This is a genomic window from Pseudomonas sp. CLCA07 (genome assembly GCF_053615335.1).
On sequence record NZ_CM132131.1, the window covers coordinates 227,629 to 250,146 of the forward strand.

Here is a 22,518-nt window from a genome sequence, read left to right on the forward strand (position 1 = left end):
CAGACGAAAAAAAGCATCGCGGGCCAGCCTTGCTCCTTTTGGAGTGAGGCTCGCCCGCGATGCGGGGCGCTACGAAATCAGGCCTGACGCTGGTGCTTGTCGATCTGTTCGTGACGCTCTTGAGCTTCGATGCAGTACTTGGTGGTCGGGCTGATCAGCAGGCGTTTCAGGCCAATGGCCTCGCCGCTGTCGTCGCACCAGCCGAAGCTGTCTTCTTTGATGCGTTCCAGAGCCTGTTCCAACTGAGGCAGCATGCGCTGGTCGCGATCGATCGCATTCACCAGCCAGGTGCGCTCTTCTTCAACAGAAGCCGCGTCTGCCGGATCGGCCGGGGTGTCCAGGCTCTCGATGGCGATGCGGTTTTGTTCGATGCGCTCATGGGTTTCGACTTTCATGTTCTGCAGCAGCTCGGAGAAAAAAGCATGCTGTTCAGCATTCATGTAGTCATCCGCCGGCATGGCCAGCAACTTGTCCTTTGTCATTGATATCTCTATAAAAAAACGTGCATTAAGGCGAATTAGGGAGCGTTCCGGCGGACCTCGGTCGGCCGTCGGAAAGGCGCCATTTATTCCAAGCGCCACCCGGCACTCAATTTACGAGGGGCGGCAGTCTAAGGCCGACTTGAGGCCCCAGCAACTGAAAAGTCAGCGAATTTGTCCGAAAAGATGTGCAAAGTGCTCTATGGCAACCGTTGCCGCCGTTATCGGAGTGCGTTTATAGCAAGAAATTCAATCGAACGGCGGTATATAGAAGACAAACGGCCACACAAGCCCCCGCTTGTTGCAGGTCGCGCAATCTGAACTAAGGTTGTCCGTCCCGCAATGGTCCTCTGAAGGAATGTATTAATGAAGCTGATCGGCATGCTGGATTCGCCTTATGTACGGCGTGTGGCCATTTGCGCCAAACACTTGGGCATCGACCTGGAGCACCAATCGGTGTCGGTGTTTAGGCACTTCGAGCAGTTCCAGCAGATCAACCCGGTGGTCAAGGCGCCGACGCTGGTGTTGGATGATGGCGAAGTGCTGATCGATTCAACGCTGATCATCGATTATCTGGAAGCCCTCGCCGGTCCCGACAAAAGCCTGATGCCCGGCGACCTTAAGCAACGGCTGCGCGCCTTGCGCGTGACCGGGCTGGCGCTGGCGGCGTGCGAGAAGTCAGTGCAACTTTATTACGAACGCAGCCTGCGCCCGGCCGAGATTCAATTCCAGCCGTGGGTAGAACGCGTCGAAGGTCAATTGGCGGCCGCCTATTCATCACTTGAACGCGAATTGGAAAAGCATCCATTAGCCAACGGCGCCTTGATTGCGCAGGACGGGATTACGCTGGCGGTCGCATGGAGCTTCACCAATTTGGTAGTGCCGGATCAGGTCGACGCTGAGCGCTTCCCGCGAATTGCCGAATTCACCGCCCAAGCGGAAACACTTGAGGCATTCATCTGTACCCCGATAACCTGAACCGCCCACTCAATTGGACTCACCCATGACCGCCGCCGAACAGCCCACCCCGGCGCTGAAGGAAATCTTCAACGCCGAGCGCTTCAAGCACATCGCGACCGAAATGACGGCGGTCTACCCCGAGTTCAACGCCAAAGCCTTTCTGAAGAGGGCCAACGACGGCCTCGCCGAATTGTCGATCATGCAGCGCATGGCCCGGGTCAGCGAATCTTTGCACGCGGTTCTGCCGCTGGGCTATGACGAATCCATTGAGGTGTTGCGCGCCCTCGCCCCTCGACTTAACAGCGGCTTCGTCAGCATCTCGCTGCCGCATTACGTGGCGCTGTATGGCGCCCATGATTTCGAGCAGTCGATGGACGCGCTCAAGTACTTCACCGCGTTTGGTTCTGCGGAGTTTGCGGTCCGGTATTTTCTGCGTAGCGATTTGGAGCGCTCATTGGCGCTGATGCAGCAGTGGTCGCGGGATGAAAATGAACACGTCCGGCGTCTGGCCAGCGAAGGCTGTCGGCCGCGTTTGCCGTGGTCGTTTCGACTGGAGCAGGTACAGGCCGATCCGACCCTGGCAGCGGCGATTCTCGACAACCTCAAGGCGGATGAAAGCCTTTACGTTCGCAAGTCCGTGGCCAATCACCTCAACGACATCATAAGGATCATCCCGACTGGGTGCTGGACCTGATCGAAGGATGGTCGCTGGATAACAAGCACACCGCGTGGATTGCCAAGCATGCGTTGCGCAGTTTGATCAAGCAGGGCAATCAGCGAGCGTTGGCGATTATTGGAGCCAGCGGCAAGGCCGAGGTCGAGATTGTTGGGGTGAAGGTCGAACCGGCGGTGACTCGTCTGGGGGAGAAAATCACGCTGTCGTTTGTTGTGAAATCCACGGTGGCGGATAGTCAGCGGCTGGTGATCGACTATGCGATTGATTACGTCAAAGCCAATGGCAGCACGTCGGCGAAGGTGTTCAAGCTCAAGGCATTGACGTTGCCTGGCAAGGCGACTGAACAGGTCAGTCGTGGTCAGCAGATCAAGGAACTCACCACCCGCAAGCACTATGTGGGTTTGCATGCCGTGCACATTCTGGTGAACGGCGAACGCCTGGCCAGCACCTCATTTGAAATCCTCGCCTAACCGGCAGCGGCTACAAACGAAGCGCGCTAATTAACGATGCGGGCCTGCTTGGCTATTGACTGAGTTGATCTCGGTCGAAACCGACGTTGGTCAACCCTCACTGAATGAAGTCCAGCGAAGCCTGACCAATATCAACCAGGTTTCTGATGTTCACTGCGGGATGTCCAGACGGCGATATTACCAGTAGCGGCGCCCAGCGCTCGGCTTCTGAATAGCGGCCGTGGCCATTGCCGGTGCCACCGTGATCACTGGCAAATACGACCAAACGCTGAGGCATTTCACCCTGGGCGGATGGTGACGCGAATGCATTCACCCACAGGCGCTGAATGCGGGAATCTGTTACTCGCACGGCGGCAGCGTAGCCCGGATCAGACGGGTCAAAAGAACTGTTATGGCCCGCTTGGTCTACAGCATCGAGATGAATGAAAGCCAGATCGGGTTGGCATGCTCGCCAGGTGGTCAGCACTTCATGTTCGATCGCTGCATCGTCGTCACGCAAAAACGCCGCATGGCGTATCTCGGGCAAAGCCCGCAAACGCCCCTCGACCAAGTCGTACAGCGGCCGCCAGGAGGTAATGAGAACGCTGCGACTATCGGCCTTGCGGCTCTGAAGGCGCTCAAACACGGTTTGAACTTTGATTGGACCTTTGCTGCTGTTATCAACAATGCCATGTGCGCTTGCCCAGCTAGAGGTCAGCACACTGATCCAGCCAGGTGCGGAATAAGTCTGTTGCGTGCGGCCGTTGCTGACATCGACTCTCCCCCAAGCCAACCCCTGAGATTCAGCCAACTGGAACAGAAAGGGGGTCAGTGCCGGGCTAACGGCGTCGGCACGCAGGCCGTCGATACCGATGATGACGACCTGCCGGTCGGGCACTTGCGGCGCAGCTTTGCATTGCCCTACCTCGTCGCCAGGTGAACAGCCAAGCAGGCTCATCGCACACAGCGCTACCAGCAACTTGAGCCCCGAGCGCGGAGTGAGATTTGCCGTTAGTGCCAAGAATGCCCCAGAGAATAAATTCATCATGCCTGCGACGCTTCTAGTTGGCGATGGAGTCTAGCCCTGGATTGATGACCATCGTTTCCGGCCGCCACGACAGACCGAAATCGACGGTGGATTCAACCGGCCGATGCAGCAGATTGGCTAAATCGTTCAGCGGGCGTTTCGCAGCTTAGTTTTTCTTCCTGATTAGTTTACTTATGTAGTACTTGAGGCTTAAACGATCTTTGGGCCTTGGCTTGTAGTGGGTCTTGTTTCTTTGTGCGGGATCGATCGCCATGGTTCCTGCGGTGTAGTAATAAAGCGCTATAGACCTGCGCGTGATGTGCTCTGGAGTCGTTAAAGGCTCTGGGTGCCCATGATTGCTGTCTTTGTCTGTATTGAAGATGACGCAGCGATTGTAAATGGGCAGAACTTTTTTAAGGCAGGTCTTCATACCGATATCCCAAAGTTCTAGGTTACCGCCGTATTCCTCTTGCCAGTTTTCATTCAGATAAATGATGACATTCAGCCTACGCTCAACATTAAGCTTTTTGTTGAGCCTGAAGTCCGAATGCACCCCAAGGAAACCACCACTCTTCGTTTCATGCAGCCCGCCACCGCTAAAGTAGGGGTCGGGTATCAAACCTTCGATGCCTGTGAGCTTTTCAAGAAACTGCAACATGGGCGCCGAGTTAAAAGCGTTAAAAACAGTCTTGAGAAAAGGGGGGCATTCATTGGGACTGATTTGACGCTTTAGTTGACCTTTATAGCCGCGCTCGTAGATCATTTCATTGTTGGTTGGCTCGACTGGAAAGTGCGAGCATATACTTGCAATCAGGTCTTCGTGCAAGAAGTTATCGATAACGATGTGCGGAAATGGCGTAGCCTGAATATAGTGGCTGGCCAATGAATGACCAAAGGCGCTGGCGGCGTCCTGGTCGAAATCAAGCCCCGAGGAGAGGGTGATAGGGAGTGTTTGAGTGATGGGTGCCATTACCGCTCCAATAACTTAATACAAAAAACCTGTGGGATGACTGAAAATAGAGCCAAACGCACTGCTCGTGCACGCCTGCTTAACTTATGCTTTGCTGTTGTCCTTGTTCAATCGCTTAAGGATATTATTGTACATTTTTGTTCGTCTGTGCGTCGTTTCGTAGCCCCCAGCCGCTGCGACAGTACCCGACTGAATATGATCCAGATAGCTGAAAATTTTACGCGGCGATAACATTTCAACGGCATAGCCAAGCTCGGTCATGCGGTCTTGGAGGGTATAACCAGGAACACGATCGTCCATCGAAAAATGCAGGCCGTGCTGCTTGATAAGTTTGCTGTTCCACAATGTACAGAAACTCTTCAAGTACACTTCCCTGTATGGCTTTGGTTCTCTGGAGCGTAATCCCACAGAGATTTTCAGGCGCCTGAAATGGTGTTTGAACAGTCGCGAACTAAAGCGCCAAAAAGTTCTCGTGGCTCCACGATTTAATTGCTCTACACAACCGACGGCTACGGTTTTTTGATTTTTAATGCATTTATTCAGCATCATCGGGAAAACGTTTTTATCGAAAACAAATGTATCAGTATGCATGAGAAACAAATAATCAGTTTCAACTCGTTCCAAAACCAGGTCAAGTGCTTTGCCATGCGCGATATGGCCTGCCTCCGGCTCAGAAATAGAACGTTCGATTAAATTAATCCAGTCAAGCGATCTCAAATACTCAGTGCTTTCATCAGCAGAATAATTATCAACCACCCATACTGGGACACTGCTACCCAGATGCTGGTGCAATAAGTCTAAACATATCTTGGTGATTTCTGGTGTCTTGTAATTTACTATAACTATGCTAAAGGCATTAGAGCTATCAGCCGACAAGTTAGCACTGCTCATCATTTAGGTACTCAAGGTATTATATTTAGATGTAGAAATAATTGAACTTGCATCCAGTTGTCGCTTATATATTCGCGTATGATTTCGCATGATTATAAAACCTGATCTGTTAAGTCGCTTTTTCATACACTGAATAGCCATAGCTAACTCAAAGCCTGATGGAGAGGAGCAAATGCGAATTTCATCTTATAAGGATCCACTCTGCAGGTAAATATCCGTGAGTTAATTTGTTACATCGGAAGGCTGGTCAGGCGAGCTTCTTGGGGCGGCGTACTACATCTCCCTCTGTGGCGAGGAGCTAGCCCTGCACCACAGAGGGTCGTGCTTACTCCTTCAGTTCAACGTGGTCCAACGCCTGATTCACCGCCAATTCCCCCAACATGACCACTTGCGTAATCCCCAGCAGGGTCTTGCGATGTGAGTTATCCAGTAGCGCCGCAAAATTGCTGAGCATGGTGGTAGCCGACCCCAGAGATTCGCTGGCGTTGGCCAGCAGGGATTCGGTGTTGTACTTAGGATTGGCGAGGAACATGGGTTCGGGTTCGTTGGTACTGGCCATGATTTGGGCAGCCGGGTTGAGGTAGTGGTCGAGGGCGCGTTCGGCCGCGTCATGGAATTTTTTGGAATCGAGGGATTCGTAGGGGGATGCCGGATCGGTGTCCGGTGGATTGGGTGTTGGTTTGATCATGGATGGAACCTCTAGCACGAATATTTAAAGGAGCCATCACCCTCGCTACCAAACGAAAGGAGGCGGCCATACGCAGGTTGGTAGACCGGTCGCACTAGAACCCGGCGCCCACAAGTGGGCCCCACGCATGACCACCATAAAAGCAAAGTCTTAAAAAACGACTTTGCAAGGTGACGCCATGCATCTAGGCATAAACCGGGCTACCAAACCCGATCACTGTTTTTCAGTGACCCAGCCACGATAGAACCCGTGCCCTGGACGCACAAGCCGGCGGATTCTGTCTTACCCGTAGGCGATGACGCAAGGCGTTGTAGCCTTTAGGTGGTAACAGGAGGCTTCGTTTAAACAGGCAAGATTATTGTTGTTTAAGCGCCAGCAAAGTAGAGGCAAATCTCTGGCTGAGTCAGTCAAACGAAATCCGTGTGGGAGCGAGCGAACCGGCTCGCAGCAGGCACTAATTGACCATTAAGTACATCCGCCCCGCTATTCCAGACCCATGTTGCAAGTGGATCGCAAATGCCAAGGACGCCTGATAATCGCGCTTTATTTTGTCTTTTCCGTGGGCGTGCAGAGGGTGTGAATCTGGAACTGGACCCCTCCGAGTGATTCCTTGATCTGATTGGCTGCGTGCTGACATGCCTCCATATTTTTGTACTCGGCATGATCGATCGCTGTAGCGGGCTGTGAGCCGTTGGTGCCAAGAATGACCCAGAGAATGAAGTTCATGATGCCTCCGATGTTTCTAGTAGGTGATGAAGATTAGCCGTGGATTGATGACCATCGCTGTCAGGCTGCGACGAAGCCGATTCGTCTTGGGAGCTGACGCCATCATGAAACGACGACTTCAGCTCTGCGCGTTCAGAAACAGTGAGAACAGCTCGGACTGAGATTTAATCCCCAGTTTGCTGTACATGTGCTTGCGGTGGACCTTCACAGTCTCGGCGGAAATCGCCAGCTTGCGCGCGATCTCCTTATTCGAGCAGCCGCTGAGCATTAGCCGGCCGACTTCCAGTTCGCGGGCGGAGAGCGGCGTATCCAGCTGCTTGTCAGTAGTGTCCAGCCAGCTCTGCCAGCTTGGCGTCGGCAACGCGTTCTGCTCCAGCACCTCCCGCTCGAATGCCATGCGCTGACGCATCAGGGCGGCGACCCACGGCTGAATGAGTGTGAGCAAGGCGATCTGCTCTGGATTGAAACGGGCCTCACTTCCCAGTGACAGGCTGAGGGTGCGTTCTGCGTCGAGCTGGACGTTGATATGGACTTCGTCGGCAACGATATTGAGGCGGAAGTAGCGTTGGTAGTAGTCGGTCTGCTCGAAGCACTCCGGCGCCACGTCGGCTAGCCAAAACAAACCGTTCTGCGGTGCTTCCCGGTTGGCCAGGTAAAAGGGATCGAGCAGATACAGGCCTTTGAGGTAATCCTGAAAGAGCGGGTCTGGCCCACCCTCTTTGCCTGGGCATTCTGCGAGCACCTGCGGCCGGCCATTGCTGAAAACCAGAACGACCCAACTGTCCACCGGTATGTATCTATCCAGCAGGCGCACCAGGGCCAGCCAGAAACCAGGCCGGTCAAGTCCCTCTATCAGCCTGCCAATCGCCTGGTGCCAGGCGATATCCTGCAATGTAATGCTCACGACTCTACCCATACGGGGTTACCCCATCGATGTGATTACTTTCCGTTTTACGGCTCTCCATACTTCATCCAGCCCTGGCGGGTGCTGTTTAGTTTGGCGATTGCGAGCCCACAACACGTGAAAGGATCACCGATGAAGATTGAACTCGTACAACTTACCGGTCGCGATGGCGATACCGCTTATAACCTAGAGCGTACCTTGCAGGCCATCGCTACCTGCGCAGTGGATACCGATCTGCTGATATTTCCAGAGACCCAATTGATGGGATTCGCCAGCGCGCAACAGCTCGCGGAAGTCGCCGAGCCCCTGAACGGGCCGAGTGTGCAGGCCGTGCAGCGCGCCGTACGCGAACGGAACGTTGCGGTGGTGGTTGGCATGGCTGAGAACGACTGCGGCATCTTCTACAACACCTCCCTGCTGATAACGCCACAAGGGATCGCCTTGCACTATCGCAAGACTCACCTTTGGCCGTCGGAACGCGGCCTGTTCCAGCCGGGGGACCGCTATGCCACTGCGCTCTGGAAGGGAGTCCGTGTCGGCATCCTGATTTGCTACGACATTGAGTTGCCGGAAAGTGCGCGAGCCCTCGGCCAACTCGGCGCCGAGCTAATCCTGGTCACTAACGGCAACATGGATCCCTACGGCCCTGTCCACCGTACCGCGATCATGGCTCGCGCTCAGGAAAACCAGGCATTCGCGGTGATGGTGAATCGAGTCGGCGACGGCGATGAAGGCCTGGTTTTTGCCGGTGGAAGTGCAGCGATCGATCCCTTCGGACGCACGCTATTCGAAGCGGGCCGCGAAGAGTGCCGTCAGGTGGTAGAGCTGAATCTTGACCTGCTGCGCACTGCCCGCCTCGACTACGACTACCTCCGTGACCGCCGCCTGCTCCTGAACGGTGAGCAAATTGAGCACGGTGATGGTCGCCGTGAACTATTGATTCCCTGAACCACAGCGATTGTTCCGACTTGATTCGATTTTGACCCTGCCACAACAACAATTCACACACTAGCAGGAGCAGTGCTCGTGTCTTTGGACCCGGCGCTAATGCTCTGGAGCATCCCAATGAAATCGACTCGCTACATGCCATTCGTCCTGGTCACGCTTTTCAGTTTCGGCCTGGCCTGCGCCAAGGCCGACGAGCCTGCCAAATCCAGCGTGCACGTCTACAACTGGTATGACTACATTGCCCCGAACACGATGAAAGACTTCCAGAAAGAAGCGGGCATCAGCGCTGTGTACGATGTGTTCGACAACAGCGACGTCATGCAAAGCAAACTGATGGCTGGCCGCAGCGGCTATGACGTAGTGGTTGCCAGTGGCGACCTGCTACCGAACCTGATCAAAGCGGGTGTGCTGAAAAAACTGGATCGTTCAAAGTTGCCCAACTGGTCCCACCTCGACCCCGAAATCCTCGCCAAGTTGCAGAGCAACGATCCCGGAAACAGCTATGCGGCCCCTTATCTGTGGGGTACCACTGGCATCGGCTATGACGCGGACAAGGTTAAATCGATACTCGGCCCAGATGCGCCAGTTAATTCCTGGGACCTGATTTTCAAGGAAGAAAATCTGGCCAAGCTGAGTCAATGCGGTGTGGCCATGCTCGACGCTCCTAGCGAGGTCATTCCCATCGCGTTGCACTACCTGGGACTGCCTTACAACAGCCAGAACCCGGAGGATTACAAAAAAGCCCAGGAACTGCTGCTGAAACTGCGCCCCCATATCGTCTACTTCGATTCTTCCAAGTTCATCTCTGATCTAGCCAATGGCAACATCTGCGTCGTGCTGGGCTGGGCGGGTGGTGTCGCCGATGCGCAAAAGGCCTCTGAGCTGGCCGGCAACCATCGCAACCTTGTCTACAGCATTCCTCGCGAAGGTGCCCCGGTGTGGGTGGAGAGTCTGGTGCAGCTCAACGATGCGCCGAACCCGGAGCAAGGGTTAGCCTTCATCAACTACATGCTGCGCCCCGAAGTCATCGCTGAATCATCCAACTACCTGAGCTATCCGAACGCCAACAAGGATGCCACCGCGCTCGTCGAGCAGAAAATCCGCGACAACCCTGGTGTGTATCCGTCCAAACAAGTCTTGGACACGCTATTTCCGCTTGAACCACTCCCGCTGAAGATGGAGCGCGTGCGCACCCGCGCGTGGAACACGGTCAAGACCGGCGCTTGATAGGCAGACGCGGCTCTGCTGATGACTGGCCAAGCCCCGTCATGAAACAAATCAAACAAAAGAGAAATCAAGAAAATGACGATGAAACCACGTGCCCGTGACCTGAACATTCAGTTCGGCCAACTGCAACCCGGCCCCCTCAATGCCATCACCGATGTGCCCGGCGTACGGGTCGGCCACAGCAATGTTCGAGGACGCACCGCCAACGGCCGCGACATCTTGACCGGTGTCACTGTTATCGAACCGCGTGCCGGCTCCACCAGCCAGCAACCGTGCTTTGCTGGCGTCCATGTGTTGAACGGCAACGGCGACGCCACAGGTTTGGAGTGGATTCGCGAGGCGGGTCTGTTGACCAGTCCCATCGCCTTCACCAACACCCACAGCCTGGGTGTGGTGCGCGATGCGCTGGTTGTGCTGGACCGTGAACAACAGCCGGATGACGGGCGACTTTACTGGAACATGCCGGTGGTGCTGGAGACCTTCGACGGCTTGCTCAACGACATCAACGGCTTCCATGTGAAGATTGAGCATGTGGCCGAGGCCCTGCGTTCGGCCAAGAGCGGGCCGGTAACGGAAGGCTCCGTCGGGGGCGGTAGTGGCATGATCTGTCATGAATTCAAGGGCGGCATCGGCACCGCATCACGGCGTCTGAGCAGTGCTCAGGGCGGCTGGACCGTTGGCGCCATCGTCCAGGCCAACCACGGCATTCGTAACGAACTGCGCGTCGACGGCTACCCGGTCGGACGCTACATGGAACAGGCCGACTCGCCGTTCCTCAAGGCTTCGCTGCCGCACCCGGGTATGGGCTCGATCGTCGTTTGCCTGGCCACCGATGCGCCGTTGCTGCCGCATCAATGTACGCGCCTGGCGCAACGTGCCAGCCTCGGCCTCGCCCGCACCGGTGGTGGTAATGAAGACCACAGCGGTGACATCTTCATCGCCTTCTCCACCGGTAATCAGGTGCCGCCGGCCGCTTATGAGAGTAAGCGCGCGCCGACTACCGACAACCTGAGCATGGTCAACAACGACCACATCAGCGAGTTGTTCCTGGCCGCCACCGAAGCGGTGGAAGAAGCCATCATCAATGCCTTGCTGGCCGCCGACACCGCCGAAGGCAACGGCCATGCCGTGCCGGGCCTGGATTGCGAGACGCTGCTCAAAGCCTTGCATCAGGCCGGCTGGCCGGGAGCGGCGAATGGCTAACTGATCCAGCGGGGTTGAGGTGGTGTGTTTGTTTCGCGTTCATGCCACCTCGATCAGTGAGAGCGTGCTAGCGCTATTCGTCCATGCTGACGCCCGATCCCCCTAATTCCTTGGGGACATCCTTCAGCTTGGGCAATCCATCTTTGATGCGCAGCAGGGTCTCCTGATAGTGGACGTGAACGCCTGGCGAAAACGTGAGGTCCGGGATGACAGCGGCATACACGTCGATGAGCCCCATCCCTGGATGTTCGGTGAAGAGGTGCCCGCCACAATGCTTGCACCATTTGCGATAACTCTGCGGTGTCTTGTTGTAGGTGCCAATGTTCTCAGCGCCCCGAGTTATTTGCACCGCATCGGGTTTCCACAGCGTGAAGGCATTGACCGGCCCTGCTGACCAATGCCGACACGACTCGCAATGGCAATAGCCCATTGCGGCCGGCTCACCGCTGACGGTGAACTCGACTGCGCCGCAAAAACAACTGCCTTTGTAAGACCTTTCAATGCTCATGGAATGACTCCTTGACCAGTTGTTACGCATACCGCCGGCGTTGGGATGGATCGCTTGAGCGCTGCGTGGATTCACCCGTCAATGTAGCGCACCGCTGTCGCCGGCGTGCGTCGAACTTGCAGTTCGAAAATGTCTGGGCGCGCATAGTGCCCGGTGACGTCAAGCGCCCTCCTCGCTTGCGCCACGAGTGAGACGTCGATGTCCGCATACAGAATGCCTGCCTCTCGGTGTAATGGACCGGCCACGATCCGGCCTTGAGGATTGACCACCACCGAGTCGCCATCGTTGATCCATTCGTCAGGATCGGGAAACAGTTGCGCACGAGACGGGAAGTCATCGGGAATGTCGCTGCCGCGCAGCGAGGTGCCACTGCCGAGCACCCAGCATCGGCCTTCGAGTGCAATGTGACGCATCGTGCTGATCCAGCCCTCGCCAGTGTCGTACGTGGGGGCGACGTAGATTTCCACCCCCTGGGCATACAGTGAATAGCGCGCCAATGGCATGTAGTTTTCCCAGCAGATGAGCGTACCCACGCGGCCGACGGGTGTATCGACCGTGCGCAACCCGGACGCATCACCGAAGCCATGCACCATGCGCTCGGGATTCGTTGGCATCAGCTTGCGGTGTCGGTTGAGCACTTCACCGTTCGTACCGATAACGACTACGCTGTTGTAGAGCGTGCCGCCTCCACTACGCCGCTCGCATTCATTGATACCGCATACGATCGTCACGGCGTGAGCACTGGCGGCCTCGCACAATTGGCTCAGGTCACCGTTCGCGATATCAACGGCGTTGGCCAGCAGCTGCGCGTGCAATTGGCCCATAACAGCCCCGTCTTTTCCCGCCGCCAGCCGCCAGATCCACGACGGGTAACCTGGAATGTACGATTCGGGTAAAACAATCAACGAGGCTCCCGCCGCCGCAGCCTCAGCGACCGATTGCACGGCTCGGGCGATCGTCGCGCTACGATCGAGCAGCACTGGCGGGCGCTGAATGATGGCTATCTTGATCATGACGTTCTCCTGTGGCGGTGGGCTATCGAGGGCTTCAGCGTGCGCGTGGCGAAGTCACGGGGCTAGTTCAGAATCTGAAGCGTTGTAGTTGCGGAGTACAGGCGATGGATGAAAGCTACGGTCAGTTCTGCACGGTCGCGCGCGGTGCTGAAGCACTGTGCGAGCGCTGGACGCCTTTAGTGGTGCGCGAGCTGCTGTGCGGCAGTAAGCGCTTCAATGAACTGCACCGCGGCGTACCCCGGATGTCCACCAGCTTGCTGGCACAGCGGCTGCGCCACCTGGAAGAGATCGGTGTTGTACATCGCACAGCCGCAGGCAAAGTCTGGGAATACAGCCTGACCGAGGCAGGCGAGGATTTGCGCCCCATCATCATGGCGTTAGGGCATTGGGGCGCACGCTGGATAGGCAGTCGTCTTCGCGATAACGAACTCGACGCGGGCCTGCTGATGTGGGACGTGCGCCGGTTTGTACGCGTCGAGATGTTCCCGTCCCGGCCGGTGGTCATCCACTTCAGGTTCCACGACGCTCGGTCCGGCGAGCAAGAGTGGTGGCTGGTGGTCGAACAGGGTGTGGCAGATCTGTGCCGCGACGACCCCGGACGCGAACTCACACTCATCGTGGACTCTAGCGTGCGCGCGTTGACCGAGGTGTGGTCTGGCGACCGCACACCCAGGGAGGTTCTTCAGTCGCGAGAGCTGCGCGTGGACGGCGCAGTGCAGGATGCAGAAAACTTGTGGCGCTGGCTTGGCACGAGTGCGTTCGCCAGTACCCGGAGCGCTGCAATCCAGCCTTTGCAATAGCCATCGAGAAACGTAAGCGTTCGACCGGTTGAATCCACAGCCGATTGCTGCGGCTCGCACCTTCAGTCTGGCACTCAAGACGCCTCGGTGAGGAGGAGTCCATCCCATTGTTTCTGGCCGATTTCTGTCTGTTGTAAAGGGGGCATCGACGGTGGATTCAACCGATCTGGAAATGACGCAAGGAACTTTAGGCGCATTGTATTGTTGTTTTTAATTGCTATGAAAATATCAGAAATGCACACCCCAAACAGGGTGACAAAAAACAACAAAACAGATCATTAGTGCGTTTATGTATTCAACGTTCGAAAAAATAATAAACTCCTACTATCCGAGCAATTCCGCTTGTTCCTCGAGGATGTATTCCTGAGTACCGTCCGGGAGGGCTAAGTCCAAGTCTTTGCCTCATAAAAGAGGACCGACATTGATCTCGCTGTGGACGTGCCCCTATACCTCTAGCCTGTAGTCCTTAAAATAGCCTGGTGATTTCATTCAAGATCCGATCCTGGATTTGAGTACTTGGTCTTTGGCGATAAGCCACTGCTAAAAAAGCAACGCCTTCGTAGTCGCAGCGAATTGAAAAAGTCATACCTTCACGCAACCCATAAACTGTTCTTTCTCCTGCTTCAACAAAGTATCTCGCTTTTGTAAGAGCTGTTCTGGCGTGCTTCAGGCAGTCAGTTTGGCTAAGCGAATGTCGTATCCAACTAGTCGTTACACGCACAGACGAAGTCTCGCTGTCATCGATAGGTGGTCGAGTAACTTCTTTAGTAGGTGTAATAATGCTTTCATCGCTGGCGCAAGCGGTCAACCCCATTGAGATAACACTAAATAAAAAACAAAAACGAAGTCTCGAATGCTTAAGTTGATTTCGCATCGTGGGACGTTCCTGTGACGATTTGCAATGAATGAAGTGACAGCTACTAACGTAATAGCGGATTTCTGATCTTTTGCTACCTGTGTTCAGTGAATGCGACCAATGGTCGTAAGGCAAAAAAAGAGCAAAAAAAGGGACGGATTTATTATTCAAAAAAATTAATCCGCCCCCTTTTTCTTTTGCTGGTCTGGAGCGGTCCTGAGAGACACGAGAAGGGGTTCGACCCCCTATCCTCACCTCGGCATCGCAAAGCCATACCCGACGGTCCCATTCGTCCGATTCTGTTGAAAATAGTCGATCCGGCCAAGTGGGGAATTGATGGAATCCAGGCGTATATTGATAGTGTTGATCCAGATAGTTGAGGCGATAGCAAATCGTCGTGGTGTGACAGGCGAGAGCGTTGGGGGAGCTAGATATCCCGGAACGTTTGGAGGTGTTACATGAGCCAATATCAACGACTCTTACTGATAGCCGGTCCAGCCATGCGTCACACCCCGGCGTTGGAGCGAGCTGCTGCCATTGCCGAAGCCACTGGTGCAGCGCTGCACATCACGGTGTTTATCGAAGACTCCAACCTTATGGGGTTGATGAGCGCCGGTGCGCGTTTTCGTGAGGCCTGTCAGCAAGAGAACGAAAGGTGGCTGAAGGATGAAGCCGATCTAATCCGCGGGCGCGGGGTCATGGTGAGTACCGAAGTGCTTGTTACGCGAACCGCGTTGCAAGAAATACTTCGGCACGTGGCAGAAATGCAGCCGGATCTGTTGATCAAGGACGTGCAACACGAGTCAGCGCTCAAACGCGTTTTTATTACGCCTCTGGATTGGCACCTGTTGCGCGAATGCCCGGTGTCTGTGCATTTGGTCAGCGAAGTCAGGTGTCCACTTCCACGGGTGGTAGTGGCGGCAGTCGATCCGTCACATCCCGAGACTCAGATCACTGGCATAAACGACCGCATCATCCAGGCAGCGAACGGATTGTCGATGCAATGCAACGCGGAGCTGCATCTGCTGCATGCCTACGATCTTTCGCAGACACATATTTCCGACGCAGGCGCTGGTGCAGTGACGATGCCGGGCTTCAGCAGCGATGTGCGCAAGTCATTGAAAAAGTCATTTATCGCATTGGCCGCCCACTACGGCGTGCCCACTGAGCGACAACACTTCGTTGAGGGGCCGCCTGGCAAAGCGCTGGCCGACTTTGCAGCGCATCACCGCGCCGATGTGATCGTCATGGGAAATGCGCATCGCAAGGGTCTGGGCAAATGGGTGGGCAGTACGACGGAGCATGTTCTGTATCAAGTGCCCTGCAACATTTTCGCCGTTACGGGATCTGCGGATCAGTGAATGGATTCGCTATTAAATGACTCTCTGCAATTCACAGCTTGTAGCCGATCTGCCGCAAGAAGTTCTTGCGCCACAGGATGTCTTCGTCGCCTTCAATGTCATTGGCACAGAAGCCATCCACTACGCCCAGGATTGCTCGCCCTTGTTCCGTCTCAGCGAGAATCACTTCAGTTGGATTGGCTGTTGCACAAAAAATACGGCATACCTCTGGAACCATTTTGATGGTGTTTAACACGTTCAGCGGATAGAAACCGTCGCCCAGGAAAATGATGAAGCTATGGCCTGCGGCGATGGCTTTCGCATTTTTCTGTGCAAGTTCAATCATAGAGGTATCAGTGCCAGACCATCGCACCAGGCATTTGCCAGAGGCTTCACAAAAGGCCACGCCAAACTGGATCCCTGGCACGGCATTTACCAACGCTTCGTGGATGTCCTCGACGGACTTGATGAAGTGCGTCTGACCCAAAATGAAGTTCGTTTCATCCGGCTTATCGATTTTCAACGTGGAGAGTTGCATCTCAAACACCTCCATTCATGATGTTGCTACCAGAGACTGGCAACAGACCAAGCATAGCTACTCATTTGATATTGCTCCTTCCTTTGACTGCTTTTGGCTGTGGATTCAACCGGTCGATGCAACAGATTGGCTAACCCTCCCCGCCAAGTCTCAAGCCCCTCTGAAGACAACTCCCCTCCCCCATTTTTGCTACCTTCAGACTCTCTTAAGCAATGCCTTTGATACTCCTCCCGAACTGACCCGTGGAGGCGTCTTCCAATGCCCGATTTTGACTGGAACATTGCGCTTCCCCTGCGTTTCGGCCAAACCGAAACCGAACAGATGAGTTTGGACAGAGCCCTGCCGGACGAGCCCCGCCGTCGCCTGTTTGAGGACTTTATCCAGCAACGTTTCCGCAAGACCCACGGTGCCGACATCCGTCATTTCATGCCCGAGCTGTTCGGCATGAGTAACGCGTCGGGCGAGCTCTGTGCGGTGGCTGGCATTCGCATGGCGAGTCTCGGCCAATTGTTTCTGGAGCGTTACCTGGACGATTCAATCGACCCGTTGATCAGCGCTGCTGCCGGTTGCCCCGTGGGCCGCGCAGGCATCGTCGAAGTCGGCAACCTGGCCGCCAGCGACACCGGCAGCGCGCGAATGAGCATCATCGCTATCACTTACCTGTTGGCCATGGGCGGCCTGGAATGGGTGGCATTTACCGGCAACGTCGGCCTGGTCAACAGCTTTCATCGCCTGGGTTTGAAACCCGTGACGCTCTGCGCTGCCGATCCCGAGCGGCTGGGTGATGAACGCCACCACTGGGGCAGCTATTACGAAAGCAAACCCTGGGTGCACGTGGGCAACATCCGCGCCGGCTTCATCCATTTGCACAACAGCGGGATATTCGATCGCCTGGGGTTGCCAACGTCCAACGAGGAATCGAGCCATGTCGCCTGAAACCGAACGTTTCAAACAGATCTTGCGCGACCATGCTGAACGCATGCCCGGCGCCACTGCTTTGTGGGGCGATCAACTGAAAGTGGACTACGCCACGCTGTACGCCGAAGTGCTGACTTGCCAGCAGCGTCTGCGCAATGAACACATCAAGGTGCTTGCTCTGGCGCTGGATAATGGCGTGGAAGCGATGCTCTGGGACCTGGCTGCGCTGTTTGAAGGCCTGACCTGCCTGACCTTGCCTCCATTTTTCAGCCCGGCTCAACGCATCCATTGCCTGGAACAGAGCCACGCCGAACGGGTGATTGCCGATCCGCAACTGGACGCAGAACTGCAATTGGCCGGGTACGAAAAAACCGGTGAGTTCTGGTGCCGCACCTTCGATGACCCGCATCGCATGCCCGAAGGGACCGCCAAACTGACCTTCACCTCCGGCACCACGGGTACGCCCAAAGGCGTGTGTCTGAGCGCTGAGAGCATTTTAACTGTCGCACGCGAACTGGATCAGGCCAGCAAACCCACTAACCCGCAGCATCACCTGGCGCTGTTGCCTTTGGCGATCCTGCTGGAAAACCTCGGTTGCTATGCCGCCTTGTATGCCGGTGCAACCTTGAGCGTGCCCAGCCAGAGAACCCTGGGTATTCAGGGTGCCAGCGGCGTTGATGTGCCACGGCTGCTCGGCTGCCTGGCCACCCGTGCCCCCGCGAGCCTGATCCTGGTGCCGCAGCTGTTACTGATGCTGGTCAGCGCCGCCGAGCAGAACGCCTTCAACCCCGGCACGTTGCGTTTTGCCGCAGTGGGTGGCGCGCGGGTTTCCGATGAATTGCTGGACCGCGCGCGACGTATCGGCCTGCCGGTTTACGAAGGCTATGGACTGTCGGAGTGCGCCTCGGTGGTGTGCCTCAATCGGCCCGGAGCGCACCGTCCCGGCAGTGTGGGCCAGCCCCTGCCCCACGTAGAGGTTTGCCTGGCAGAGGACAGCGAAGTGCTGATCAAGGGCTCGACCTTGCTTGGTTATCTGGGCGAGGCGCCGTCCACCAATGGATGGTGGCCGAGCGGCGATCTCGGCGAGTTCGACCCCGACGGTTTTCTCTACCTCAAAGGGCGCAAGAAGCATCAATTCGTCACCAGTTTCGGGCGCAACGTAAACCCGGAATGGGTCGAGGCCGAATTGACCCAGCGCCGCCACATCGCCCAGGCCTTCGTCTACGGCGAAGCCATGCCACACAACCATGCACTGCTCTGGCCCCATCGCCCGGCATGCACCGACGAAGAACTGGCCGCCGCCGTCGCCGAAACCAACGAGGCCTTGCCCGATTACGCCCAGGTCCATCACTGGACTCGACTGGATCACCCCTTCACCCCCGCCAATGGCCTGCTCACCGCCAATGGCCGACTGCGCCGTGACGCCATCGTCGAGCGTTACCGGGCGCAACTGTCTGAATCTGCATTTCCCGAGGAATCCGCATCATGAGCTTTTTCGACCAGCTGCAAGAAGCCACGCAACAAGAACGCCATGTGTTGTTCAATCTGCCGATCATTCTCGATGCCCTTGAGGGCAAGGTCAGCCTGGAAAGCTACCGGGCTTTCCTGGCGCAAGCCTATTACCACGTGCGCCACACCGTGCCCTTGATGATGGCCTGCGGTGCGCGTCTGCCGATGCGCCTGGAATGGCTGCGCAAAGCCGTCTGCGAGTACATCGAGGATGAATATGGCCACGAACAATGGGTACTCAATGACATCGAAGCCTGCGGTGGCGACAGGGACACGGTGCGCAACGGTCGTCCGTGCATGCCGATCGAATTGATGGTCAGCTTTCTCTACGACCTGATTGCCCGTGACAACCCGGTTGGTCTGTTCGGGATGGTCAACGTGCTGGAAGGCACCAGCATCGCCCTGGCCACCCACGCGGCCGGCAGCATTCGCGAGCGGCTGGACTTGCCGGAAAGCGCCTTCAGCTACCTCAGCTCCCATGGCTCTCTGGACATCGAACACATGCAAACCTATCGGCGGCTGATGAATGCACTCGACGACCACGCCGACCAGGCCGCCGTGATTCACGCCTCCAAAGTGGTGTACACGCTCTACACCGACATGTTCCGTGGCTTGCCGCGCGACGGGGAGAACTTGCATGCGCCTGTCTGAAGCTCGTGTGGTACTCACCGGTGCCAGCGGTGGTATCGGCCTGGCGATCGCAACCGCCCTGTGCGCCAGTGGTGCCCGGGTGCTGGCGGTGTCTCGGCAAAAGGAACCGTTGGCGTCGTTGTTGATGCGCTATCCGCAACACCTTTGCTGGATCGGCGCGGACGTGACCGATCTCGCCGACAGGCGTCGGGTGCTGAGCGCTGCCGAAATCATGGGTGGAATCAACCTGCTAATCAATGCCGCCGGGGTCAACCAATTCGCCATGCTCGAACAGCTGGAGGACAGTGACATCGACGCCATGCTGGCGGTGAACATCAGCGCGCCGATCTGCTTGACCAAACGACTGCTGCCGCTGCTCAAACAAGCCGAGAGCGCGATGGTGGTGAACGTCGGCTCAACCTACGGTTCCATCGGCTACCCCGGTTACGCCAGCTATTGCGCCACCAAGTTTGCCTTGCGCGGGTTTTCCGAGGCCCTGCGTCGGGAACTGGCGGACACCCGTGTCAGCGTGCTCTATGTCGCCCCGCGCGCCACCCGCACCCGCATGAACAGCCCGGCGGCACAGGCCTTGAACGATGCGCTGAAGGCAAACGTCGATGATCCGCAAACGGTCGCGGCCGCGGTGATTCATGCGATAGCGGGTGATCACCGCGACGTGTACCTGGGCTGGCCGGAGCGTTTTTTCGTTCGTCTGAACAGCCTGCTGCCCAATCTGGTGGACCGAGGCTTGCGCAAGCAATTGCCGCTGATCCGTCGCCTGAGCGAAAAACCCGACAACGAGCATTTAAAACCATGAAAAAATTCAGTCTGGGCGCGCTCTATGACCGCGTACCGGGCTGGCCCATCGGTTTTGGTGACTCGGACAAGGCCGAACAGCTACTCAAGCAGGCCTTGCAACTCAACCCGGACGGCATCGATAGTCTGTACTTCTGGGGCGATCACCTCTACCGTCAAAAGCGTTACAGCGAAGCCAGAAGCGCGCTGCAAAAAGCCCTGCAAGCAGCCCCAAAACCGCCGACGCAGGGCGACGCAAAGAGGTCGAAGCGTTGCTGGTGGACGTGAACAAGAAACTCGACTGACAGGAGCTCGTGTGCGCTTATTACTGATCGAGGACGACGTTGCCCTTGGCGAGGGCATCCATCAAGCCTTAGGCCGCGAAGGTTACACCGTCGATTGGGTACAGGATGGCGCCAGCGCCTTGCACTCGCTGCTGAGCGAAACGTTTGACCTGGCAGTGCTCGACCTCGGCCTGCCGCGCATGGACGGGCTTGAAGTGCTGCGTCGCTTGCGCAACAGCGGTTCCAACCTGCCCGTGCTGATCCTCACCGCGCGGGACGCGACCGAAGACCGCATTGCCGGGCTGGATGCCGGGGCGGACGATTACCTGATCAAGCCCTTTGACCTGGCCGAACTCAAGGCTCGCCTGCGAGCCTTGCTGCGGCGAAGCGTCGGGCGCGCTCAAATGCTGATCGAACACGCCGGGATCAGCCTGAACCCCGGTACCCAGCAAGTCAGCTATCAAGGCGAGCCGGTAGCACTGACGCCCAAGGAGTATCAGTTGCTCCACGAATTGCTCTCGCCGCCGGGCCGGGTCATGACCCGCGATCACCTGATGCAGTTGCTCTATGGCTGGAACGAGGAAGCCGAAAGCAACACCCTGGAAGTGCACATCCACCATTTGCGCAAAAAATTCTCCACCGACCTGATCCGTACCATTCGCGGTGTCGGTTATCTGGTGGAGGAGCGTCGATGACGTCGATCCGGCGTCGCAGCCTCACGCTGATCATTGGCCTGATGTTGGTAGGCGTGGCAGTGATCAGCCTGTTCAATCTGCACGACAGCAATCACGAAATCGCCGAAGTCTATGATGCCCAACTGGTTCGAAACGCCCGGCTGTTGCAAGGTGTGATGCGCATGCCCATGGGCAGTAAGGATCACGCCGACCTGTACCAGGCATTCAATAAAGCCTTGGGTGAAGCAGCGCCCAAGGGCGACGGCCATCCTTATGAAACCAAACTGGCTTTTCAGGTCTGGAATCGCCGCGGTGAAGTGCTGGTACACACGGTCAGCGCGCCCTCCTTCAGCACGCCACCAGCGACACCCGGTTTCAGTGATGTGGTCGACTTGACCAACCGCCACTGGCGCGCGTTCATGCTCGAAGACAAACAAAATGATCTGAGAATCTGGGTGGGCGAACGGGACGACGTGCGTTCGGATCTGGTGGATCGGATCGTGCGCCATACCTTATGGCCCAATGTACTGGGCAGCTTGATTTTGGCGGCGATGATCTGGATCGCTATCGGCTGGGGCCTCAAACCACTGGAAAACATGGCGGCGACCTTGCGGGCGCGGCACAGCGGCTCGCTGGAGCCGTTGCAACTGACCCCGCTGCCCAGTGAACTGGAGCCGATGCAAGCGGCGCTCAATCGCATGCTGGCGCAGATTCAAGAAGTGCTGGGCCGCGAACGCCGCTTCATCGCTGATGCCGCCCACGAAATGCGCACGCCCTTGGCGGTGCTGCGCGTGCATGCACAAAACCTGCTGGAGGCCGGCACCGAAGAAGAGCGCCGTGACTCTCTGGAGTTTCTGATCGCGGGCGTCGACCGCACCAGCCGACTGGTCAATCAATTGCTGACCATGGCCCGCCTGGAGCCCAAAGCCATGGCGCCGGTGTTGCACAGCATCGATCTGGCCGAAATCGTGCGCGACAGCCTGGCACAGCTCACGCCCTGGATACTGAGTAAAAACCTTGAGTTGGCCTTCGACGTCCAGGACCGCCCCTATAAAGTGGTCGCCGATGCTGCGGCCATCGACATTGCGCTGAACAATCTGATCAGTAACGCGGCAAATTTTTCACCCGAACAGGGCGTTATCACCGTGCAGTTAGGTCAGGCGGACGGGGTCTATTGGCTGAGCGTCGAGGATCAGGGCCCAGGCATCGACGAAGCAGATCGCGATCGGTTGTTCGAACGTTTTTACAGTCGCGGAAATGTTCAGGGCGCGGGACTCGGGCTGACCATCGTCAACACCATCGCGACTCGGCTGGGCGGACGCATCACGCTGGACAACCGACCGGAAGGCGGGTTGCGTGCGACGTTGACTATTCCTGATAGCCAGACACGCGTTTCTTTACCGCGCAATAGAGACGAGCTGCCGCCCAACGATTGAGTCAAATCTCTCGCTGCTCCAGTTAAACGGAGTCCTTGTAGGAGCGAGCTTGCTTGCGAAGGCGGTGTA

24 protein-coding genes and 2 pseudogenes are annotated in these 22,518 nt (G+C 56.6%); 14 read left to right on the forward strand and 12 right to left on the reverse strand.

Going from position 1 to position 22,518, the window contains the following annotated elements; genetic code table 11:
- Window positions 1–77 precede the first annotated feature (77 nt).
- Complete coding sequence (locus ACWGZX_RS01070) at window positions 78–482, reverse strand: TraR/DksA family transcriptional regulator (protein WP_007907888.1); 405 nt, start codon at window positions 480–482, stop codon at window positions 78–80.
- A 363-nt stretch (window positions 483–845) separates the two neighbouring features.
- Between ACWGZX_RS01070 and ACWGZX_RS01075 the strand changes: the two genes are divergently transcribed.
- Complete coding sequence (locus tag ACWGZX_RS01075; protein WP_452626929.1) at window positions 846–1,457, forward strand: glutathione S-transferase; 612 nt, start codon at window positions 846–848, stop codon at window positions 1,455–1,457.
- Between the two features lie 25 nt (window positions 1,458–1,482).
- Window positions 1,483–2,585, forward strand: a pseudogene (locus tag ACWGZX_RS01080) (DNA alkylation repair protein).
- Window positions 2,586–2,682: 97 nt separating this feature from the next.
- Here ACWGZX_RS01080 and ACWGZX_RS01085 read toward each other — a convergent pair.
- The 7 genes from ACWGZX_RS01085 to ACWGZX_RS01115 all read right to left on the reverse strand — a co-directional run bounded on the left by ACWGZX_RS01085 (window position 2,683) and on the right by ACWGZX_RS01115 (window position 7,887).
- Window positions 2,683–3,612, reverse strand: coding sequence for an alkaline phosphatase family protein (locus tag ACWGZX_RS01085; RefSeq protein ID WP_452626930.1), 930 nt, complete (start codon window positions 3,610–3,612; stop codon window positions 2,683–2,685).
- A gap of 145 nt (window positions 3,613–3,757) precedes the next feature.
- Entirely contained in the window at window positions 3,758–4,561 is an 804-nt protein-coding gene (locus tag ACWGZX_RS01090; RefSeq protein WP_223511193.1) for a 2OG-Fe(II) oxygenase, read from the reverse strand.
- 84 nt (window positions 4,562–4,645) lie between these two features.
- Window positions 4,646–5,452 (reverse strand): glycosyltransferase family 2 protein, encoded by an 807-nt coding sequence (locus tag ACWGZX_RS01095; protein WP_452628942.1) that lies wholly within the window; start codon window positions 5,450–5,452, stop codon window positions 4,646–4,648.
- A 325-nt stretch (window positions 5,453–5,777) separates the two neighbouring features.
- Window positions 5,778–6,140, reverse strand: coding sequence for a DUF6124 family protein (locus ACWGZX_RS01100; protein ID WP_452626931.1), 363 nt, complete (start codon window positions 6,138–6,140; stop codon window positions 5,778–5,780).
- 543 nt (window positions 6,141–6,683) lie between these two features.
- Window positions 6,684–6,866: a hypothetical protein gene (locus ACWGZX_RS01105; RefSeq protein WP_452626932.1), complete on the reverse strand. Its 183-nt coding sequence runs from the start codon at window positions 6,864–6,866 to the stop codon at window positions 6,684–6,686.
- Window positions 6,867–6,984: 118 nt separating this feature from the next.
- Entirely contained in the window at window positions 6,985–7,770 is a 786-nt protein-coding gene (locus ACWGZX_RS01110; protein WP_452626933.1) for a response regulator transcription factor, read from the reverse strand.
- Window positions 7,771–7,788: 18 nt separating this feature from the next.
- Window positions 7,789–7,887, reverse strand: a complete 99-nt coding sequence (locus ACWGZX_RS01115) for a protease modulator HflK N-terminal domain-containing protein (RefSeq protein WP_452626934.1) — start codon at window positions 7,885–7,887, stop codon at window positions 7,789–7,791.
- A gap of 15 nt (window positions 7,888–7,902) precedes the next feature.
- Between ACWGZX_RS01115 and ACWGZX_RS01120 the strand changes: the two genes are divergently transcribed.
- The 3 genes from ACWGZX_RS01120 (at window position 7,903) to ACWGZX_RS01130 (ending at window position 11,148) form a co-directional block, all read left to right on the forward strand.
- Entirely contained in the window at window positions 7,903–8,718 is an 816-nt protein-coding gene (locus ACWGZX_RS01120) for a carbon-nitrogen hydrolase family protein (RefSeq protein ID WP_452626935.1), read from the forward strand.
- Between the two features lie 117 nt (window positions 8,719–8,835).
- A complete protein-coding gene (locus tag ACWGZX_RS01125) occupies window positions 8,836–9,945 on the forward strand; it encodes a polyamine ABC transporter substrate-binding protein (protein ID WP_452626936.1) in 1,110 nt (369 codons plus the stop codon).
- Between the two features lie 81 nt (window positions 9,946–10,026).
- Window positions 10,027–11,148 carry a DmpA family aminopeptidase gene (locus ACWGZX_RS01130; RefSeq protein ID WP_452626937.1) on the forward strand — a complete coding sequence of 374 codons (1,122 nt, stop codon included), beginning with the start codon at window positions 10,027–10,029 and terminating at the stop codon, window positions 11,146–11,148.
- A gap of 73 nt (window positions 11,149–11,221) precedes the next feature.
- Here ACWGZX_RS01130 and ACWGZX_RS01135 read toward each other — a convergent pair whose 3' ends face one another.
- Window positions 11,222–11,656, reverse strand: a complete 435-nt coding sequence (locus tag ACWGZX_RS01135) for a GFA family protein (protein ID WP_223511201.1) — start codon at window positions 11,654–11,656, stop codon at window positions 11,222–11,224.
- 71 nt (window positions 11,657–11,727) lie between these two features.
- Window positions 11,728–12,669, reverse strand: coding sequence for a carbon-nitrogen hydrolase family protein (locus tag ACWGZX_RS01140; protein ID WP_452626938.1), 942 nt, complete (start codon window positions 12,667–12,669; stop codon window positions 11,728–11,730).
- Window positions 12,670–12,773: 104 nt separating this feature from the next.
- On the opposite strand from ACWGZX_RS01140, the gene ACWGZX_RS01145 reads away from it, so the two are divergent.
- Window positions 12,774–13,469 (forward strand): winged helix-turn-helix transcriptional regulator, encoded by a 696-nt coding sequence (locus tag ACWGZX_RS01145; RefSeq protein ID WP_452626939.1) that lies wholly within the window; start codon window positions 12,774–12,776, stop codon window positions 13,467–13,469.
- A gap of 466 nt (window positions 13,470–13,935) precedes the next feature.
- Here ACWGZX_RS01145 and ACWGZX_RS01150 read toward each other — a convergent pair whose 3' ends face one another.
- Window positions 13,936–14,343, reverse strand: coding sequence for a hypothetical protein (locus ACWGZX_RS01150; protein ID WP_452626940.1), 408 nt, complete (start codon window positions 14,341–14,343; stop codon window positions 13,936–13,938).
- A gap of 440 nt (window positions 14,344–14,783) precedes the next feature.
- On the opposite strand from ACWGZX_RS01150, the gene ACWGZX_RS01155 reads away from it, so the two are divergent.
- Window positions 14,784–15,686: a universal stress protein gene (locus tag ACWGZX_RS01155; protein ID WP_452626941.1), complete on the forward strand. Its 903-nt coding sequence runs from the start codon at window positions 14,784–14,786 to the stop codon at window positions 15,684–15,686.
- A gap of 31 nt (window positions 15,687–15,717) precedes the next feature.
- On the opposite strand, the gene ACWGZX_RS01160 is transcribed toward ACWGZX_RS01155, so the two are convergent.
- Window positions 15,718–16,203, reverse strand: coding sequence for an adenosine-specific kinase (locus ACWGZX_RS01160; RefSeq protein ID WP_452626942.1), 486 nt, complete (start codon window positions 16,201–16,203; stop codon window positions 15,718–15,720).
- Between the two features lie 258 nt (window positions 16,204–16,461).
- Between ACWGZX_RS01160 and ACWGZX_RS01165 the strand changes: the two genes are divergently transcribed.
- The 7 genes and pseudogenes from ACWGZX_RS01165 (at window position 16,462) to ACWGZX_RS01195 (ending at window position 22,449) form a co-directional block, all read left to right on the forward strand.
- Window positions 16,462–17,139, forward strand: coding sequence for a thermostable hemolysin (locus tag ACWGZX_RS01165; RefSeq protein ID WP_452626943.1), 678 nt, complete (start codon window positions 16,462–16,464; stop codon window positions 17,137–17,139).
- Entirely contained in the window at window positions 17,129–18,610 is a 1,482-nt protein-coding gene (locus ACWGZX_RS01170) for an AMP-binding protein (protein ID WP_452626944.1), read from the forward strand. Before ACWGZX_RS01165 ends, ACWGZX_RS01170 begins: the two co-directional genes overlap by 11 nt.
- Complete coding sequence (locus ACWGZX_RS01175; protein ID WP_452626945.1) at window positions 18,607–19,281, forward strand: TenA family transcriptional regulator; 675 nt, start codon at window positions 18,607–18,609, stop codon at window positions 19,279–19,281. Before ACWGZX_RS01170 ends, ACWGZX_RS01175 begins: the two co-directional genes overlap by 4 nt.
- The gene (locus ACWGZX_RS01180) at window positions 19,268–20,077 is read left to right on the forward strand and encodes an SDR family oxidoreductase (protein ID WP_452626946.1); all 810 of its coding nucleotides are present in this window, start codon (window positions 19,268–19,270) and stop codon (window positions 20,075–20,077) included. The genes ACWGZX_RS01175 and ACWGZX_RS01180 overlap by 14 nt, the downstream gene beginning before the upstream one ends.
- A pseudogene (locus ACWGZX_RS01185) lies at window positions 20,008–20,360 on the forward strand (tetratricopeptide repeat protein); the annotation flags it as partial. The gene ACWGZX_RS01180 and the pseudogene ACWGZX_RS01185, both read left to right, overlap by 70 nt.
- A gap of 11 nt (window positions 20,361–20,371) precedes the next feature.
- Window positions 20,372–21,034, forward strand: a complete 663-nt coding sequence (locus ACWGZX_RS01190) for a response regulator (protein ID WP_452626947.1) — start codon at window positions 20,372–20,374, stop codon at window positions 21,032–21,034.
- Window positions 21,031–22,449 carry an ATP-binding protein gene (locus ACWGZX_RS01195; RefSeq protein ID WP_452626948.1) on the forward strand — a complete coding sequence of 473 codons (1,419 nt, stop codon included), beginning with the start codon at window positions 21,031–21,033 and terminating at the stop codon, window positions 22,447–22,449. Before ACWGZX_RS01190 ends, ACWGZX_RS01195 begins: the two co-directional genes overlap by 4 nt.
- Window positions 22,450–22,518 lie beyond the last annotated feature (69 nt).

Bases quoted from the DNA above. Each gene is read 5' to 3' on its own strand.
- ACWGZX_RS01095 (WP_452628942.1), bottom strand. From the start codon at position 5,452: ATGAGCAGTGCTAACTTGTCGGCTGATAGCTCTAATGCCTTTAGCATA.
- ACWGZX_RS01150 (WP_452626940.1), bottom strand. From the start codon at position 14,343: ATGCGAAATCAACTTAAGCATTCGAGACTTCGTTTTTGTTTTTTATTT.
- ACWGZX_RS01180 (WP_452626946.1), top strand. From the start codon at position 19,268: ATGCGCCTGTCTGAAGCTCGTGTGGTACTCACCGGTGCCAGCGGTGGT.
- ACWGZX_RS01175 (WP_452626945.1), top strand. From the start codon at position 18,607: ATGAGCTTTTTCGACCAGCTGCAAGAAGCCACGCAACAAGAACGCCAT.
- ACWGZX_RS01070 (WP_007907888.1), bottom strand. From the start codon at position 482: ATGACAAAGGACAAGTTGCTGGCCATGCCGGCGGATGACTACATGAAT.
- ACWGZX_RS01195 (WP_452626948.1), top strand. From the start codon at position 21,031: ATGACGTCGATCCGGCGTCGCAGCCTCACGCTGATCATTGGCCTGATG.
- ACWGZX_RS01140 (WP_452626938.1), bottom strand. From the start codon at position 12,669: ATGATCAAGATAGCCATCATTCAGCGCCCGCCAGTGCTGCTCGATCGT.
- ACWGZX_RS01090 (WP_223511193.1), bottom strand. From the start codon at position 4,561: ATGGCACCCATCACTCAAACACTCCCTATCACCCTCTCCTCGGGGCTT.
- ACWGZX_RS01105 (WP_452626932.1), bottom strand. From the start codon at position 6,866: ATGAACTTCATTCTCTGGGTCATTCTTGGCACCAACGGCTCACAGCCC.
- ACWGZX_RS01170 (WP_452626944.1), top strand. From the start codon at position 17,129: ATGTCGCCTGAAACCGAACGTTTCAAACAGATCTTGCGCGACCATGCT.
- ACWGZX_RS01130 (WP_452626937.1), top strand. From the start codon at position 10,027: ATGAAACCACGTGCCCGTGACCTGAACATTCAGTTCGGCCAACTGCAA.
- ACWGZX_RS01145 (WP_452626939.1), top strand. From the start codon at position 12,774: ATGGATGAAAGCTACGGTCAGTTCTGCACGGTCGCGCGCGGTGCTGAA.
- ACWGZX_RS01100 (WP_452626931.1), bottom strand. From the start codon at position 6,140: ATGATCAAACCAACACCCAATCCACCGGACACCGATCCGGCATCCCCC.
- ACWGZX_RS01135 (WP_223511201.1), bottom strand. From the start codon at position 11,656: ATGAGCATTGAAAGGTCTTACAAAGGCAGTTGTTTTTGCGGCGCAGTC.
- ACWGZX_RS01085 (WP_452626930.1), bottom strand. From the start codon at position 3,612: ATGATGAATTTATTCTCTGGGGCATTCTTGGCACTAACGGCAAATCTC.
- ACWGZX_RS01165 (WP_452626943.1), top strand. From the start codon at position 16,462: ATGCCCGATTTTGACTGGAACATTGCGCTTCCCCTGCGTTTCGGCCAA.
- ACWGZX_RS01125 (WP_452626936.1), top strand. From the start codon at position 8,836: ATGAAATCGACTCGCTACATGCCATTCGTCCTGGTCACGCTTTTCAGT.
- ACWGZX_RS01075 (WP_452626929.1), top strand. From the start codon at position 846: ATGAAGCTGATCGGCATGCTGGATTCGCCTTATGTACGGCGTGTGGCC.
- ACWGZX_RS01160 (WP_452626942.1), bottom strand. From the start codon at position 16,203: ATGCAACTCTCCACGTTGAAAATCGATAAGCCGGATGAAACGAACTTC.
- ACWGZX_RS01155 (WP_452626941.1), top strand. From the start codon at position 14,784: ATGAGCCAATATCAACGACTCTTACTGATAGCCGGTCCAGCCATGCGT.
- ACWGZX_RS01120 (WP_452626935.1), top strand. From the start codon at position 7,903: ATGAAGATTGAACTCGTACAACTTACCGGTCGCGATGGCGATACCGCT.